Origin of the sequence: Venatoribacter cucullus, assembly GCF_016132445.1 — a bacterium.
Lineage (GTDB): Bacteria > Pseudomonadota > Gammaproteobacteria > Pseudomonadales > Oceanobacteraceae > Venatoribacter > Venatoribacter cucullus.
Map to the genome: position 1 here is coordinate 2,655,140 of NZ_CP046056.1, position 16,728 is coordinate 2,671,867.

The 16,728-nt window shown below is 58.6% G+C and carries 13 protein-coding genes; 10 read left to right on the top strand and 3 right to left on the bottom strand.

Going from position 1 to position 16,728, the window contains the following annotated elements; genetic code table 11:
• Window positions 1-12: 12 nt before the first annotated feature.
• The gene (gene parE / locus GJQ55_RS12535; RefSeq protein ID WP_228345303.1) at window positions 13-1,905 is read left to right on the top strand and encodes a DNA topoisomerase IV subunit B; all 1,893 of its coding nucleotides are present in this window, start codon (window positions 13-15) and stop codon (window positions 1,903-1,905) included.
• Between the two features lie 40 nt (window positions 1,906-1,945).
• Window positions 1,946-4,756, top strand: a complete 2,811-nt coding sequence (locus GJQ55_RS12540) for an EAL domain-containing protein (RefSeq protein ID WP_228345304.1) — start codon at window positions 1,946-1,948, stop codon at window positions 4,754-4,756.
• 64 nt (window positions 4,757-4,820) lie between these two features.
• Here the strand turns inward: GJQ55_RS12540 and GJQ55_RS12545 are convergent, their stop codons facing one another.
• A complete protein-coding gene (locus tag GJQ55_RS12545; protein ID WP_228345305.1) occupies window positions 4,821-5,675 on the bottom strand; it encodes a pirin family protein in 855 nt (284 codons plus the stop codon).
• A 191-nt stretch (window positions 5,676-5,866) separates the two neighbouring features.
• Here GJQ55_RS12545 and parC point away from each other — a divergent pair, with 191 nt between their 5' ends.
• From parC to GJQ55_RS12585, 8 genes are all read left to right on the top strand, one after another.
• On the top strand, window positions 5,867-8,125 hold the full coding sequence (parC, locus tag GJQ55_RS12550) for a DNA topoisomerase IV subunit A (RefSeq protein ID WP_228345306.1): 2,259 nt from the start codon (window positions 5,867-5,869) through the stop codon (window positions 8,123-8,125).
• 84 nt (window positions 8,126-8,209) lie between these two features.
• Entirely contained in the window at window positions 8,210-9,064 is an 855-nt protein-coding gene (speE, locus tag GJQ55_RS12555; protein WP_228345307.1) for a polyamine aminopropyltransferase, read from the top strand.
• Window positions 9,065-9,185: 121 nt separating this feature from the next.
• On the top strand, window positions 9,186-11,963 hold the full coding sequence (locus tag GJQ55_RS12560; protein WP_228345308.1) for a class I adenylate cyclase: 2,778 nt from the start codon (window positions 9,186-9,188) through the stop codon (window positions 11,961-11,963).
• Window positions 11,964-12,034: 71 nt separating this feature from the next.
• Entirely contained in the window at window positions 12,035-12,166 is a 132-nt protein-coding gene (gene lptM, locus GJQ55_RS12565) for an LPS translocon maturation chaperone LptM (RefSeq protein ID WP_228345309.1), read from the top strand.
• A 1-nt stretch (window position 12,167) separates the two neighbouring features.
• On the top strand, window positions 12,168-13,421 hold the full coding sequence (lysA, locus tag GJQ55_RS12570; protein ID WP_228345310.1) for a diaminopimelate decarboxylase: 1,254 nt from the start codon (window positions 12,168-12,170) through the stop codon (window positions 13,419-13,421).
• A gap of 11 nt (window positions 13,422-13,432) precedes the next feature.
• Complete coding sequence (gene dapF / locus GJQ55_RS12575) at window positions 13,433-14,263, top strand: diaminopimelate epimerase (protein WP_228345311.1); 831 nt, start codon at window positions 13,433-13,435, stop codon at window positions 14,261-14,263.
• A gap of 9 nt (window positions 14,264-14,272) precedes the next feature.
• Window positions 14,273-14,944: a DUF484 family protein gene (locus GJQ55_RS12580; protein WP_228345312.1), complete on the top strand. Its 672-nt coding sequence runs from the start codon at window positions 14,273-14,275 to the stop codon at window positions 14,942-14,944.
• Between the two features lie 3 nt (window positions 14,945-14,947).
• Window positions 14,948-15,661, top strand: coding sequence for an HAD family hydrolase (locus GJQ55_RS12585; RefSeq protein ID WP_228345313.1), 714 nt, complete (start codon window positions 14,948-14,950; stop codon window positions 15,659-15,661).
• 17 nt (window positions 15,662-15,678) lie between these two features.
• Here GJQ55_RS12585 and GJQ55_RS12590 read toward each other — a convergent pair whose 3' ends face one another.
• The gene (locus GJQ55_RS12590; protein ID WP_228345314.1) at window positions 15,679-15,987 is read right to left on the bottom strand and encodes a hypothetical protein; all 309 of its coding nucleotides are present in this window, start codon (window positions 15,985-15,987) and stop codon (window positions 15,679-15,681) included.
• Window positions 15,988-16,188: 201 nt separating this feature from the next.
• The gene (locus tag GJQ55_RS12595) at window positions 16,189-16,593 is read right to left on the bottom strand and encodes a c-type cytochrome (protein ID WP_228345315.1); all 405 of its coding nucleotides are present in this window, start codon (window positions 16,591-16,593) and stop codon (window positions 16,189-16,191) included.
• Between the last annotated feature and the right edge of the window lie 135 nt (window positions 16,594-16,728).

The following is a 16,728-nucleotide window of genomic DNA, read 5'->3' on the forward strand; positions in this document are numbered from 1 at the left end:
CCAGAGGTTTGAATGTCCAAACAATACACCGCGTCGTCGATTGAGGTTTTAAGCGGCCTCGACCCCGTCCGTAAACGTCCGGGCATGTACACCGACACCACCCGCCCCAACCATCTGGCGCAGGAAGTCATCGATAACTCGGTTGACGAAGCGCTGGCCGGCCACGCCAGCTTTGTCGAAGTTACCCTGCACGGCGACGGCTCTATGACCGTACTGGACGATGGCCGCGGCATGCCCACCGATATTCACCCGGAACATGGGGTATCCGGGGTAGAACTGATCCTCAGCCAGCTGCACGCCGGCGGTAAATTCTCCAACGACAACTACCAGTTTTCCGGTGGTCTGCACGGCGTGGGGGTGTCGGTAGTAAACGCACTGTCACAGGTGCTGGAAGTCACCATCTGGCGCGATGGCCAGGTCTCTCGCATCGGCTTCAAAGACGGCTACAAAGCCCTCGATCTGCAGGTGGTGGACAGCTGCGCCAAGAAGAAAACCGGTACCAGCGTGCGCTTCCTGCCCGATCCGAAATATTTTGATTCACCCAGGTTTTCCGTCCCACGCCTGAAACACGTCCTGCGCGCCAAAGCGGTGCTGTGCCCGGGCCTGCGCATCCGCTTTAACGCTCCCAATGCCGAAGACAGCGCCGAGTGGTACTACGAAGACGGCCTGAAGGATTACCTGAAAGTGGCCAGCACCGGTTACGAGGTATTACCGGCCGAGCCCTTTACCGGCTCCATGTCCGGCTCCACCGAAGGCGTCGACTGGGCCGTGCACTGGCTGCCAGACGGCGGCGAACTGCTGCAGGAAAGCTACGTTAACCTGATCCCCACCGCCCAGGGCGGTACCCACGTTAACGGTTTCCGCTCCGGCCTGCTGGATGCGCTGCGCGAGTTCTGCGAATTCCGCAACCTGCTGCCACGCGGCATCAAACTGACCCCGGAAGACGTCTGGGAACGCTGTTCCTATGTACTGTCAGCCAAGCTGGCCGACCCGCAGTTTGCCGGCCAGACCAAAGAGCGCTTGTCCTCCCGCGAAGCCTCCAGCTTTATTGCCGGCGTCGTAAAAGACTCGTTCGCGTTATGGCTGAACGAGCACACCGCCGAAGCGGAACTGATTGCCGAGCTGGCCATTTCCAGCGCCCAGACCCGGTTGCGTAAATCCAAAACCGTGGCGCGCAAAAAAATCACCCAGGGCCCGGCACTGCCCGGCAAACTGGCCGATTGTTCTGGCCAGGACAGCGAGCGCGGCGAACTGTTTCTGGTGGAAGGGGATTCCGCCGGTGGCTCCGCCAAGCAGGCGCGCGACCGTGAATTCCAGGCCATTCTGCCGCTGCGCGGTAAAATTCTGAACACCTGGGAAGTCGATTCCAACGAAATTCTGGCCTCGCAGGAAGTGCACGATATTGCCGTCGCCATGGGCATCGACCCCGGTTCCGATGACTTATCCGGCCTGCGCTACGGCAAAATCTGCATCCTCGCCGACGCCGACTCCGACGGCCTGCACATCGCCACGCTGCTGTGCGCCCTGTTTGTACGTCACTTTCCGAAACTGGTGCGCGAAGGCCATGTATACGTTGCCATGCCGCCGCTGTACCGTATCGACATTGGTAAAGACGTTTACTACGCCCTGGATGAAGCCGAAAAAGAAGGCGTGCTGGAACGCATCCGCGCCGAAAACAAGCGCGGCAAAGTGAACGTGCAGCGCTTCAAAGGGCTGGGTGAAATGAACCCGCTGCAACTGCGCGAAACCACCATGGACCCGAACACCCGCCGGCTGGTGCAGCTGGGATTGGAGCCGGACGATGGCACCAATGAAATGATGGATATGCTGCTGGCCAAGAAACGCGCCGGTGATCGCAAAAACTGGTTGGAAACCCGCGGCAACGAGGCTGATATCGCCCTCTGAACCGCAACACTGCGCCTTGGCGGCCGGAGAAGGAACGATGATGTGCAGCAAAAGACGGCCATTCTGGCTGGCCGTACTCTTACTGAGCTGGTCATCCTGGCTGCCGGCCGACACTACCCCACCGGCAGCGGCAAAAACCACCAGCATTCTGTTATTGCTGGCCTATGAGCCGCTCTATCCGGCCGCCCAGTCACTGGTACAGGCACTGTCCGGCCAGCTGCGCCAGCAGGTTAAGCAACCACTGCAGCTGCATGTGGAATATATGGACAGCGACCTGCTGAACAGCACCACCTACCTGCAGCAGTTCGGTAATCTGCTGCACAGCAAACAGCAACAGGGCGAACGCTACGATCTGGCCATTGTCGCCGGCAACAGCGCACTGCAACTGGCGGCGCAGGAACAGCAGCGGGTGCTGGCCGATACACCAGTCGTCTTTATGAACGTCAGCGACACCGCCCTTATCCGCCGCCTGCTGCCGGGCGGCAACCTCACCGGGGTGCCCGAACTGCCGTTCGTGTATGAATTTCTGGCCCTGTGCCGTTCCTTGTTTGCCGATAGACAAACCCTGCACGTTATTGTCGACAGCCGCTCTGGTCAGCGCGACTTCCTGCCGCTGCTGCAACAGGCCACCGACAGCCTGGGCAAAACCCTGCAGGTGCATTCCCTTACCGATCTCAGCTGGGACGAACTGGCCAGCGAACTGCAGCAATTGCGGCGCCAGCCGGTACTGCTGTTATCCGCTTATCAGGACCGCCTGCAGCAGCCCAAAGCCTTCCGCGATGCCATTGCCTTTCTCAGTGAACAATCCGCCAGCCCCCTGTGGCATTTATGGCCACAGGGTATTGGTGAGGGCCTGACCGGCGGCGTGGTCAGCGACCGCGATTTCAGTGTGCAACAGGTTGCCGCCATGGCCGGCCAGATTCTGCAGGGCACCCCCGCCGCCAGCCTGCCGGTACACTGGCAGCTGACGCCGGTAACACTGGCCGATGCCCGCCAGCTGGCGCGGTTTGATATCAGCGCCAGTGATCTGCCTGCAGCCGCACGACTGCTGCATCAGCAAAACAGCTTCTGGCAGCGGTATGGCTGGGTATTGCTGCTGATGGTCACCGCCTCCGGCCTGACCGGGCTGGTGTTATTCCTGATCTGGAGCGAAAGCCGCCGGCGTCAGCTCAGTGACGAACAACTGCGTGACCGCACCCGCCTGATCCGCAATATTCTGGACTCCATTCCCGACCTGATTTTCTACAAAGACAACCAGGGCGTGTATGTATTCTGCAACAAACCCTTTGTGCGGGTGATGGGCACCAACCCCGTCGGTAAAACCGATTTCGATGTCTTTGATCAGCAAACGGCGGAGTTTTTCCGCTCTAAAGACAGCGAAGCGGTGGCGCGTAAAAATATGAACGCCAACGAAGAATGGGTACACAGTGCCGATGGCCGGATCATCTTACTGGAAACGCAGAAAACCCCTATTTACGACCGCAAAGGCCGGCACATTGGTGTTTTTGGTTTAAGCCGTGACGTTACCGATCTGAAAAAAGCCCAGCAAAACCTCGAGCATATTGCGCATCACGATGCCTTAACCAACCTGCCCAATCGGTTGCTGCTGAATAAAAAACTGGAATATGCGCTCAATCTGGCCCGCCGCGCTGAAGAGCATCTGGGCATTCTGTATCTGGATCTGGACCGCTTCAAAGATATTAACGACACCATCGGCCACGATATCGGCGACCTGCTGCTGAAAGATGTGGCGCACCGCCTGCACAATAATATCCGCGATTCCGATATTTGTTCGCGCCTCGGTGGCGATGAATTTATTGTCGTACTGACCAACGTCAATGATGTACAGCGCATTCAGGAAAAGTGCGAACAATTACTGCAGTTAATTGCCCAGCCCTACAGTCTGCAGGGGCATTTACTCAGTGTGTTTGCCAGCGCCGGCATCAGTGTATTTCCGCAGCATGGAACCAGCGTCGATGAACTGATCCGCAACGCCGATGCCGCCCTGCACAAAGCCAAAGAACTGGGCCGCAACCGCAGTTATCAGTATGAGCGCCAGCTGACCGACAGTATTCATTCGCGCATGTCACTGGAACAGGATCTGCGCTCGGCCATGGAAACCCGGCAATTTACCCTGGCCTTCCAGCCACAATTTAAACTGGGCAGCCTACAACCCTTGCGTGCGGAAGCCTTATTACGCTGGCCACACCCGGCGCGCGGTATGATTTCCCCGCTGGAATTTATTCCGCTGGCGGAAACCAGTGGCATGATTATTGAGCTGGGTTATTGGGTATTGCGCAGCGCCTGCCAGCAGTTTTTATTCTGGCGCGAGCAGGGACTGAGGCTGGAAAAAATTGCCGTTAACGTCTCGCCGGTGCAGATTAATTCCAGCTTTGCCAACACCGTAGCCGATATTCTGCAGCAGCTGAATTTTGACCCGCACTGGCTGGAACTGGAAGTGACCGAAGGACTAATGATGTCAGGCACCACCGAAGTGTCGCAGCAAATAGAACAGCTGCGAGCACTGGGGGTGGAATTTGCCATCGACGATTTCGGCACCGGTTATTCCTCACTCAGCAAGCTGAAAAGCATGCCGGTGTCGGTACTGAAAATTGACCAGTCTTTTGTGCGCGATATTAACGACGATATTAACGACTTTGAAATTGTCCGCGCCATTGTCGCCATGGCCGGCAGCCTGGGGTTAACCGTAGTGGCCGAAGGCGTGGAAACCGCCGCCCACGAAAGCACATTGCAAGACCTTGGCTGTGAATGGATGCAGGGCTATTACTACGCCAAACCCATGGCGGCGGATGAGTTTTATCAGTGCTATCGGAACACGCCGGACGCTTAACGAACCGCAATGCGGTTCGTTAACGGGAGACGGGAGACGCCCGCCTTAAAACAACGCAACATAATTACCCCGGCAACGGCGTGTATTCGTCGCTATCACCCGGCACGGGTGGAAAGCGCTGTTCACGCCAGTCGTCTTCCGCCTGTTTAATGCGCTCACGGCTGTAAGCAACAAAATTCCAGCGAATATAGGGCACGCTGGCGTAAGCATCGCCGCCCAGCAACACCAGCCGGCTGTATTCGTTCACCTGAATGCGGTCGCTGTTATCCAGCAGCACAAAAGCGCCGGCCTTAAAATCTTCGCCGTTAATACGGATCGAGCCTTCCTGTAAATACAGCGCGGTTTCCTGCGTTGCCGAGGGCAGCTCAATGATTTCACCCTGCTGGCTGACCACATCAATAAAAAACATCGGCGCATGGCTGCGCACCGGCGAGGTCATACCATAAGCCTCGCCTGCCACCAGCCGCATCATGGTGTTGCCCTGGTAGCGGTGCGGCAGCTGGTGTTTTTTCACATGCTGAAAGGCCGGTTCTATTTCGGCTTTTTCCGGCGGCAAGGCCAGCCAGAATTGCAGACCGTTCAGCTCATGCTCGCGGGCGCGTACCTCAAGGGTTTCCCGTTCCGAATGCACAATGCCGCGGCCGGCGGTCATCCAGTTCACCTCACCGGGCAGAATTTCCTGCACATTCCCCAGGCTGTCGCGGTGCAGCATGCTGCCGCTGAATAAATAGGTGAGGGTCGCCAGGCCAATGTGCGGATGCGGCCGTACATTCACGCCCTCACCGGCGGCAAAATGCGCCGGGCCAATATGGTCGAGGAAGATAAATGGCCCCACCATTTTCTTCACCCGGCTGGGCAGAATGCGGGTAACGGTAAAACCATCCAGATCTTTGTCTTCACCCTGAATAAGACTGGCCATAACCATCTCCTGTAAGCGGTAACCACCCCAGTGTACGCAATCCGCCCAGAATTACTTTGGCAAAATCCGGCCGCTTTCTTTCGACTTTATCGAACCAATCGCCCATCGTGGCGCCGCTGCCCCATTGTTCAAAGCGGCCGGGTCGGTCACAATCAGGCCCATCTTTTGTCTGAGCCTGGCTTGCGGGAATTATGACCAATCAGATCATCTACACCGATGACGGCGTTGAACGTCAGTCGTTAAAGCAATACACCGAAAGCGCGTACCTGAATTACTCCATGTACGTGATTCTCGACCGCGCCCTGCCGCACGTTGGCGACGGCCTGAAACCGGTACAGCGCCGCATTGTCTACGCCATGAGCGAGCTGGGCCTGAAACACACCGCCAAATACAAGAAATCGGCCCGTACCGTGGGTGACGTGCTGGGTAAATACCACCCGCACGGCGACAGCGCCTGTTACGAAGCCATGGTATTAATGGCGCAACCGTTTTCTTACCGTTACCCGCTGGTCGATGGTCAGGGCAACTGGGGCGCGCCGGACGATCCGAAATCTTTCGCCGCCATGCGTTACACCGAATCGCGGCTGGCCCCTTACGCCGATGTGCTGCTCAGTGAACTGGGTCAGGGCACGGTGGAATGGCAGCCCAACTTCGACGGCACCATGGACGAGCCTTGCACCTTGCCGGCGCGACTGCCCAACGTGCTGCTGAATGGCACCACCGGTATTGCCGTGGGGATGGCCACCGACATTCCGCCGCACAATATCCGCGAAATCGCCAGCGCCTGTATTCACCTGCTGGACGACCCGGAGGCCAGCCTCGATGCTCTGTGCGAGCACGTTATCGCCCCGGATTTTCCCACCGAAGCGGAAATTATTACCCCGCGGGCCGACCTGCGTAAAATCTACCGCGATGGCCGTGGCAGCGTAAAAATGCGCGCCGTGTACACCATCGAAGACGGCGATATTGTGATTACCGCGCTGCCGCACCAGACCTCCGGTGCCAAGGTGCTGGAACAGATCGCCGCGCAGATGAACGCGAAAAAACTGCCGTTGGTTACCGACCTGCGCGACGAATCCGACCACGAAAATCCGACCCGGTTGGTGATCGTGCCGAAATCCAATCGTGTCGATACCGATGCCCTGATGGCGCACCTGTTCGCCACCACCGATCTGGAAAAGAATTACCGCGTTAATATGAACGTGATCGGTCTGGACGGCCGGCCGCAGGTAAAAGACCTGAAAACCATGCTCAGCGAATGGCTGACCTACCGCACCGAAACCGTGCGCCGGCGTCTGCAGTTCCGCCTCGATAAAGTGCTGGCGCGCCTGCACATTCTGGAAGGTTTATTGGTCGCCTTCCTGAATATTGATGAAGTGATCGAAATTATCCGCCGTGAAGAAGAACCGAAAGCCGTGCTGATGCAGCGCTTTGGTATTTCCGATATTCAGGCCGAAGCCATCCTCGAATTAAAACTGCGCCATCTGGCCAAACTCGAGGAAATGAAAATCCGTGGCGAGCAGGACGAGCTGGAAAAAGAACGCGATAACCTGGAAAAAACCCTGGGTTCTGAGCGTCGCCTGAAAACCCTGATTAAAAAAGAAATCAGCGCCGATGCTGAGCAATACGGCGATGACCGCCGCTCGCCGGTGGTGGTACGCGGTGAAGCCAAAGCCTTCAGCGAAACCGAACTGGTGGCCACCGAACCCGTTACCATAGTGCTGTCCGACAAAGGCTGGGTGCGCGCCGCCAAAGGCCATGATATTGATGGCGAAAACCTCAGCTATAAATCGGGCGATAAATTCCTGATGGCAGCCTGTGGTAAATCCAGCCAGAACGCGGTGTTTATCGACACCACGGGGCGCTCTTACAGCCTGGCAGCGCACAGTCTGCCGTCGGCGCGTGGTCAGGGCGAACCCTTAACCGGCCGCTTAACACCACCGGCCGGGGCCAATTTTATGGCCACCTTAATCGGTAACGATGACGAGCAATACCTGCTCAGCACCGACGCCGGCTACGGTTTTATCGGCACGCTGGCCGATATGCAGAGCAAAAACAAAGCCGGTAAAAACCTGATTACCGTGCCCGACAATGCCCGCATTCTGAACCCGGCGAAAATCACCGACCCGGACAACAGCTGGATTGCCGCAATCAGCAATCAGGGTCGGTTACTGGTGTTCCCGGCTGCCGACCTGCCGCAAATGGCGCGCGGCAAAGGCAACAAGATGATCGGAATTCCCACCGAAGCTGCCAGCAAACGTGAAGAGCTGATGATCGCCGCCGTGGCCTTCAGCAAAGACGACACTCTGCTGGTGTACAGCGGCAAACGCCACCTGAATATGAAGTTTGCCGATCTGGAACACTACCTGGGCGAACGGGGTCGCCGCGGTAATAAACTGCCGCGCGGTTTCCAGAATGTGGACGCCATGGAAGTGGTACGCAAAGACTGACCCGCCGGCCGGCGTCCCCATACCGGGACGCTGGCCCCCATCTCCGCTATAATCCCGCCAATTTTTTTGCTTACAGGCCTTGTTATGTCCGTTACCGCGACCGTCAGCGAAACGCTGTACCCGGGTTATGCCCAGACCTTTACCGTTGAAAAAGTGCTGTTTGAAATCAAAACTGAACACCAGCATCTGCAGATTATTGAAACCCCCTTTATGGGCCGCGTGATGCTGCTCGATGGCGTGGTGCAAACCACCGAACGCGATGAATTTATTTACCACGAAATGATGGTGCACGTGCCGCTGTTCGCCCACCCGAACCCTAAGCGCGTACTCATTATCGGCGGCGGTGACGGCGGCATTCTGCGCGAAGTGCTGAAGCACAAAAACGTTGAGCACGTTACCCAGGTCGAGATCGACGGCAGCGTGATTGACATGTGCAAAGAGTATTTCCCCAACCACTCCGCCGGTGCCTATGACGACCCGCGCGCCACCATCGTGATTGCCGATGGCAAAGAATTTGTGGCGCAGTGCCAGGACACTTTCGATGTGATCATTGCCGATTCCACCGACCCTATTGGCCCGGCCGAAGTGCTGTTTACCGCCGACTTTTATAAAGACGAAAAAACCTGCCTGAACCCTGGCGGCATTATGGTGGCGCAGAACGGCGTGCCCTTTATGCAGGGCCAGGAAGTCACCAACACCTTCCAGCGCCTGAGCAAGCTGTACCGTGATGCCAGCTTCTATGTGTCACCGGTGCCGACCTACATCGGCGGCCTGATGGCACTGGCCTGGGCCAGCGATGACGCCAGCCTGCGTCAACAAAGTGCAGACGTCATTCAGCAACGCATCGACCGCGCCGGCTTCCCTACCCGCTTCTACAACGCCGACGTTCATGTGGCCGCGTTTGCGCTGCCGAACTATATTCGCGCGTTGATGGTTTAGTTTTCTGGTTGAGGGTTGGGCGTTAAGCGTTGGGCGTGCTGCGGAAATGATCACCGGGCACGCAGAACCCTGAACGCCTAACCTTGAACGCAATCGTCCATACCGCGATATACTTCTCCCCATGACAACCGCATCCCGCACCAGCATCGCTCCACAGCAGGTCATTCAGTGGCACAGCAACTTTCTGCAACTGAATCAGGCCCGGCTGGATGCTGCCCGCAGTTTGCTGCTGCCACGTCAGCAACTGGTGCTGGACGTACTGCCGTTATTGCTGCACCTGAACCATCCGCGCCTGCCGGGCTTTGTCGATTTCCGCACCGCTGCCGGTATCCGTAATTACTCACCCACCCAGCAACAACTGCAAAGTTTGCAGGCGCTGGCCCGTGGCGTGCAGATTCCGCGTGGCAGTGGCGGTGGTGATATTCTGGGTCTGTACCTGATGGGCAGCATCGGCTCGCTGGCGCAGGCGCGCAGCAGCGATCTGGATATGTGGCTGTGCCACGATGAAACCCTGCCTCCCCAGGCACTGGCAGGCCTGCAGCAAAAATGCCAGTTGCTGGAGCGCTGGGCCGCCGAACAGGGCATCGAGCTGCACATTTTCCTGATGAATTTAACCGAGTTCCGCCAGGGCCAGAACCGCTCAGCGGAAGGTGAAGACTGCGGCACCACCCAACACCTGCTGCTGCTGGACGAGTTTTACCGCAGCGCCGTGTGGCTGGCCGGCTGTATGCCGCGCTGGTGGCTGATTCCCAATCAGGAAGAACGCAATGCCGACCGTTTCTGGCAACAGCTGGCCGACCAGCACCGCGTCAACCCGGTGCAATGGCTGGACTTCGGCGCCATTCCCGCCATTCCACCGGCTGAATTTATCGGCGCCGGTCTGTGGCAACTGAATAAAGGCCTGTCCGACCCCTACAAATCGCTGCTGAAGCTGCTGCTCACCCGCCATTACGCCAGCCAGTATCCGGTCATCCGGCCGCTGTGCTGGGACCTGAAAGAACAGGTTCACAACGGCAATATTGAGCTGCAACCCAACGACGCCTATTTGCTGCTGCTGCGGCGCATTACCCAGCAGCTGGAACAGGAAGGCAATCCGGAACGGGTACAGCTGGCACGGCGGGCGTTATACTTTAAAGCCCAACTGCCCCTCAGCCAGCTTGGCCCCAGCCAGCGCAGCAGCTGGCGCACCGCCGTGCTGCAGGCACTTTGTCACGACTGGGGCTGGCAGGATGCGCAACTGGCCGAGCTGGATGCCCGCCCGCACTGGAGCCCGCAGCGCATCGCCAGTGAGCGCAACTCGCTAATCAGCGAAATGCTCAGCAGCTACCGGTTTTTGTCGGCCTTCAGTCAGAAATACGCACCGCGCCTGCACATCAGTAAACAGGATATGCAAAGCCTGGGTAATCAGCTGTACGCCGCGTTCGACAACCGGCCCGGCAAAATTGTAAACATTAACCCCGGCATCAGCCCGTCGCTGGCACAGGAAAAAATCACCCTCAACCTGCAGCAGGATATCTGGCAGCTGATTCCGGGGCTGGTCAATCCAGTCACCGACAGCCTGCGGCCGGACCATATCCTGAAACAGTCGCCCAGCCTCACCGAGTTACTGTGCTTTGCCCGCCTTAACGGCCTACTGCAGGATCACACCCGCATCGCCCTGTACCCGCAGCACAACCCGCTCAGTGCCTACGAACTGAAACAGATTTTGCAGGTGGTACAGGGTATTCAGCCGCCACAACCCGACCACGCCGACTTCCTGCAACCGGCGCAGCCGCTGCAATGGCACCTGCTGGTAAACGTCGGCGTTGACCCCCAGCATCATCTCAGCCGGCTGGGCATGCAGAAAATCAGCAACCGTGACGATGCTCTGGGCTTCAGCGCCGCGCGGGAAAATCTGGTGCTGACCATTGACCTGGTTACCCTGAACAACTGGGGGGAATGGCAGGTAGAACGCTTTAGCGGCGATGCCTGCCTGCTGCATTGTCTGCAACATCTGCTGCAGCATTTACCCAAAGTCGCCGAGCAGGGCTGGCCGCAGTGGCAGGTGCATTGCCATTGCGCCAGCCGCGCTGCGGCCATTCGCCACCGGGTCGAACAGGTGCTGCAGGATGTGCTCGGTCATTTTGTCGAACAGCCACGCTCGCCTTACCTGCTGGAAGTGGCAGAATGCTATTACCTGCTGGAAAACACCCGTCGCGGCGTCGAACTGCGCATCGCCGATACGCCAATGAAACTGCTGGCGTTGCTGCAGCGGCCGGCGCGCTCGTTTATTCAGTACACCCTCGACCGCTCAGCGCTGCAGAACAGCCCGCTGCAGCTGATTTTTTCCCACAGCAAAGCTGGTCTGTGGCAACTGTTTTACTGGCGCAAAGACGGCCGGCTGTATTTTTATTTTCTCGATGAAAAGGGCGTATTGCTGCACCAGCAATGGCCAGACACCAGCTCCGACCCGCACAGCCTGCCGTGGTTATTACCGCTGCTGCGCTTTCTGCGCCAGCTAGACCAGCGCTGGCAACGCCTGAACGGCCGCAGCCAGGAACGCAAAATAATGCTGTGGGAACTGCGCCGCAAAGCGCAGAGTTTTGACTTTGAAATTGCCCGCCGGCGCCTGCCCGAACTGGCCGCCCAGACCACCAGCATCGACCTGCGCGCCGTCCTCAACAGCCAGCAACAGGCCACGCTGTACTGCAACGGCCAGGAATTTAACAGCTGGGAATACGGCAGCGACCTCTACCCGGCCGTTATCCGTACCGTACAGGCGTTGCGCAGCAGCCATGGTAATTACCCACTGGCACTCAGTGATCTGGAACTGCCCGACAACCAGAACATCATCACCCACCTGCAAATCCGTCAGCGCTTGGAAAACCGGCTGGCGCAGGCCCAGCAAGACGCCGGATAGCAGGCTCGGCACGGCGGAGACAGCCCGCCCGAATCTCCGTATAATGCCGGCCAACTGCGGAGAACCAGACCATGCTGAAACAGCCTTTATTCCTGCTGCTATTGTCGCTGCCCCTGTTACTGGCCGGTTGTGGCCAGAAAGGGCCGTTGTATCTGCCGGAAAGCTCTGCCGCGCCCACCGAATCTATGGAAACCCCGTCCTGATATGTCGATTTTCAGTTACCAGAATGGCGTGTTACACGCCGAACAGGTGTCACTGGCCGCGCTGGCTGAACACTATGGCACGCCGCTGTATGTGTATTCCCGCGCCGCGCTGGAACAGCATTTCCGCGCCTATACCGACGCGCTGGGCGACTGGCCGCATCTGGTGTGTTACGCGGTAAAAGCCAACTCCAATATTGCCGTGCTGAACGTGCTGGCCCGTCAGGGCGCCGGCTTCGATATCGTCAGCCTGGGCGAACTGGAGCGGGTGCTGGCCGCCGGCGGCGAGCCGCACAAAATCGTCTTTTCCGGCGTTGGTAAGCAAGCCGCGGAAATGGCCCGCGCGCTGGACGTGGGCGTGTACTGCTTTAACGTCGAGTCCGAAGCCGAACTGGAACGCCTGAGCAGCGTTGCCGTACAGCTGGGCAAAACCGCGCACATTTCCCTGCGCGTTAACCCGGACGTGGACGCCCAGACTCACCCGTACATTTCCACCGGCCTGAAAGAAAACAAATTCGGCATCGATATTAACGATGCCCCGCGCGTGTACGCCAAAGCCGCCAGCCTGCCGGGGCTGGTGATTAAAGGCGTGGACTGCCACATCGGCAGCCAGCTGACCGAAATCCGCCCGTTCCTTGATGCGCTGGAGCGCGTGCTGGCACTGGTCGACAACCTGGCCGCACAGGGTATCAGCATTGAGCATCTGGATCTGGGCGGTGGCCTGGGCGTGCAATACCGTGATGAACAACCGGCCAGCGCCGGCGACTACATTGCCGCCGTGAAAGCCCGCGTGGGCGAACGCCGCTTCAAACTGATTTTTGAGCCGGGCCGCTCCATTGCCGCCAACGCCGGTGTGTTCCTCACCCGGGTGGAATACCTGAAGCTGAACGAGCACAAAAATTTCGCCATCATCGACGGCGCCATGAACGACCTGATCCGCCCGGCCCTGTACAGCGCCTGGCAGGATATCCGCCCGCTGCAACAGCACAGCGATGCCCCGCGCCGCAGCTATGACCTGGTCGGCCCGGTGTGCGAAACCGGCGACTTCCTCGGCAAAAACCGCGAGCTGGCACTGGCCGAAGGCGATGTACTGGCGGTGATGTCGGCCGGTGCTTACGGTTTTGTGATGGCCTCCAATTACAACACCCGCGGCCGTGCCGCCGAGGTGATGGTGGATGGCGCGCAGCATCATCTGGTGCGCGAGCGCGAAAGCATCGCCAGCCTGTTCGCCAACGAAACCCTTCTGCCCTCTGACTGAGCATCCTGCACATGTGGTTAAAGTTCAGCAAAATGCACGGCCTGGGTAACGACTTTATGGTGCTGGATCTGGTGACCCAGAGCGGCATCATCCGCCCCGAACGGGTGCGTGAACTGGCCGACCGCCATTTTGGTATCGGTTTCGATCAGCTGCTGATCGTCGAACAACCCAGCCGGCCGGACGTGGATTTCCGCTACCGTATTTTCAATGCTGATGGCAGCGAAGTGGAAAACTGCGGCAACGGCGCGCGCTGTTTCGCCCGCTTTGTGTACGATCAGCATTTAACCGGCAAGCGTGATATCCGTGTCGAAACCGCCGCCGGCATTATGGAATTGCACCTCACCGACGACCGTCAGGTGGTGGTGGATATGGGCCGGCCCATTCTGGAACCGGCACAGGTGCCGTTTCTGGCCGACCAATTCGCACCGGAATACCGCATTCAGGTCGACGGCGTCGGTGACGTAGCGCTGGGCGCGGTGTCCATGGGCAACCCGCACGCCGTGATCCGGGTCGATAATATCGATACCGCACCGGTTGAACTCTGGGGCCCGAAAATCGAACCGCACCGTCTGTTCCCGCGCAAGGTCAACGTCGGTTTTATGCAGGTGGTGGATGAACACCATATTCGTCTGCGCGTGTACGAACGCGGTGCCGGCGAAACCCTGGCTTGCGGTACCGGCGCCTGCGCGGCAGTGGTATCCGGTCAGCTGCGTGGCTGGCTGCAGCCCGGCGTTACCGTGTCACTGCCCGGCGGTGATTTGTTTATTGAATGGGATGGCCAATCAAACGTGCGCATGACCGGTCCGGCGGTCACGGTGTTTGAAGGCCGGATTAATCTGTAAGGAACCTTTATGAGCCAGCAACCGCGTTTAACCGATGCCGATGTCATGCAATACCTGCAGGACCACCCGGATTTCTTTATCGGCAAAGACGATTTGCTGGCCGAGCTGCGCATTCCGCACAACACCGGTGCTGCCGCCAGTCTGGTAGAACGTCAGCTGGCGGTGCACCGCCAGCGCAATGTCGAGTTGCGCCAGCGCCTGTCCGACTTGCTGGAAAACGCCCGCCGCAACGATCAGCTGTTCGGCAAAAGCCGCCGTCTGGTGCTGGCGTTAACCGAAGCGGAAAACTGGCTGGCCATTCAGGCCGCACTGGATGATTCGCTGCGCAAAGATTTTGGCGTCGATGCCTGGGCCCTGCTGCACTTTACCGAACGCCAGCTGGAGCAGCCGCTGGTGGTGATCCGCAGCGGTGAGATGCAGCGTACCCTGCACCGCTTATTCAAAGGCCACCGCGCCCTGTGCGGCCAGCTGGCCAAAGACGATATTGCCCGCCTGCTGGGTACCAGCAGCACCGAAGCCCGCTCGGTGGCGGCGGCGCAGATCCGTGGCCAGAGCAACAGCGGTATCCTCACCGTCGCCAGCAATGACCCCGGCTATTATCGCAGCTCCATGGATACCCTGTTCCTCGACTACATTGCCGACGTTTTGGCACTACGTCTGGCCCAGATTCCGGTGTCCTGAGTTATGCCCATCCGCCTGCTTACCCTCGACCTCGACAATACGCTGTGGGACACCGACCCGGCCATTGCGCGGGCCGAACAGATCACCCACGACTGGATCAGCAGCCACTGTCCGCAAGCGGCGTCCTTTTATACTCTCGATGCCATCCGTGAATACCGTCAGCAAATTGCCGAGTGCTATCCCGAGCTGGCCTTCCGGGTATCTAAATTGCGCGAAGAAGTGCTGCGCCGGGTGTTTCTGCAAAGCGGACTGGAGCGCGAACAGGCGGCCTTAATGGCCCGGCAGGCGTTTCAGGTTTACTACCGCGAACGCAGCAACGTCAGCCTGTTTGAGGGGGCCCGCGAAGCGCTGGAAACCCTGGCCAGCCGCTATCCGTTAATGGCGGTCAGTAACGGCAATGCCGATCTGGATATTATTGGCATCCGTCATTTGTTTGCCGGCCATTTCAACGCCGAGCAGGTGGGTGCGCCCAAACCACAACCGGAAATTTTTCTCACCGCGGTACGCGCCGCCGGCGTGAATGCCACCGAGTGCCTGCACATTGGCGACCATCAGCAACAGGATATTGCCGCCGCGCACCGGCTGGGGATGAAAACCATCTGGGTGAATCTGGGCGATGCGCCCTGGACTGAAGAAAGTTGCCGGCCGGACCAGGAAATTACTCACCTGGCCCAGTTACCGGCGGCGGTACAGGTGCTGGCAGACCGCAACACCTGAACCACCCGGGCCGCGCCTCAGATCGGGCGGCTGCCATAGCTGGAAGTCGGTTTACGCGGTGGGTCAGCCATCACATTATCGTCAATGGTCTGAATCTTTCCGCCGCGGGCCAGGAAGGCTTCAATTTCCGCCTGCATGGATTCGCGTACTTTGTTGCGTGCCGCCAGCGACGCGCTGGCCGCGGCCGCAACCAGATCTTCTACCGATTCGGTTTCGGCTTCCGCCTCACCATCACTGTCACCCGTTACGTCGCTGTCATCAGCGTCTTCCATCTCCTCGTCTTCTTCGAGGTTATCGTCCTGCATATCCAGTTCTTCGTCTGCCATGGTCATTCTCCTGCTAAGGCGTTTTCAGGCATAACATATAGCCAAGCTTTGCCGTTATGCCAGATCGGTTAAAAAAATTTTGTTACCGTCTGAAACGACGGCGAAAGCAGGGCCGGAGCCGGCCACCGCAGCACCCGGCATAAACGCCGGGCACAAAAAAAGCCGCACCCGGAGATGCGGCTCGGGTCCTGCAATCCGGGCTCAGCGTCCGGACATAAACTTAATCGCAGCCAGCAGCTCGTCGTCAGAGCAGTTCAGGCAGTTGCCTTTTGGCGGCATGGCATTAATACCTTTGATAGCGTTCTGCAGGGAAGCGTCCAGACCTTTGGCCAGCTTGTCATCCCAGGCAGCCTTGTCGCCTTTTTTCGGGGCATCCAGTACGCCCACGGCGTGGCAAGCCATACAGGCGGTGTTGTAAACCTGTTCACCGGAACGCGGTTCGGCGGCGGCGGTTACCGCAGCGCCACCACAGTCAGCACCCACACACACGGTGCCAACCGGCTTGATGCGATCACGGATTTTATCGGCCTGCGCATCATCGGCAGCCCAGGCTTGTGCGGCTACCAGTGTGGCAGCAGCCAGAATCAAAGCTTTCAGTTGTTTCACAGATGTGTCCTCTCTATAAGCGTTCACGGCAGGCCGTCTTTTAATCGGCGGCGATTATAGCGACATTTTGTGTGGGGTTAAATTAAAACTCCGGACTGCCGGGCAAAAGACACTGGCCCGGTCTGCAGGGCTGGG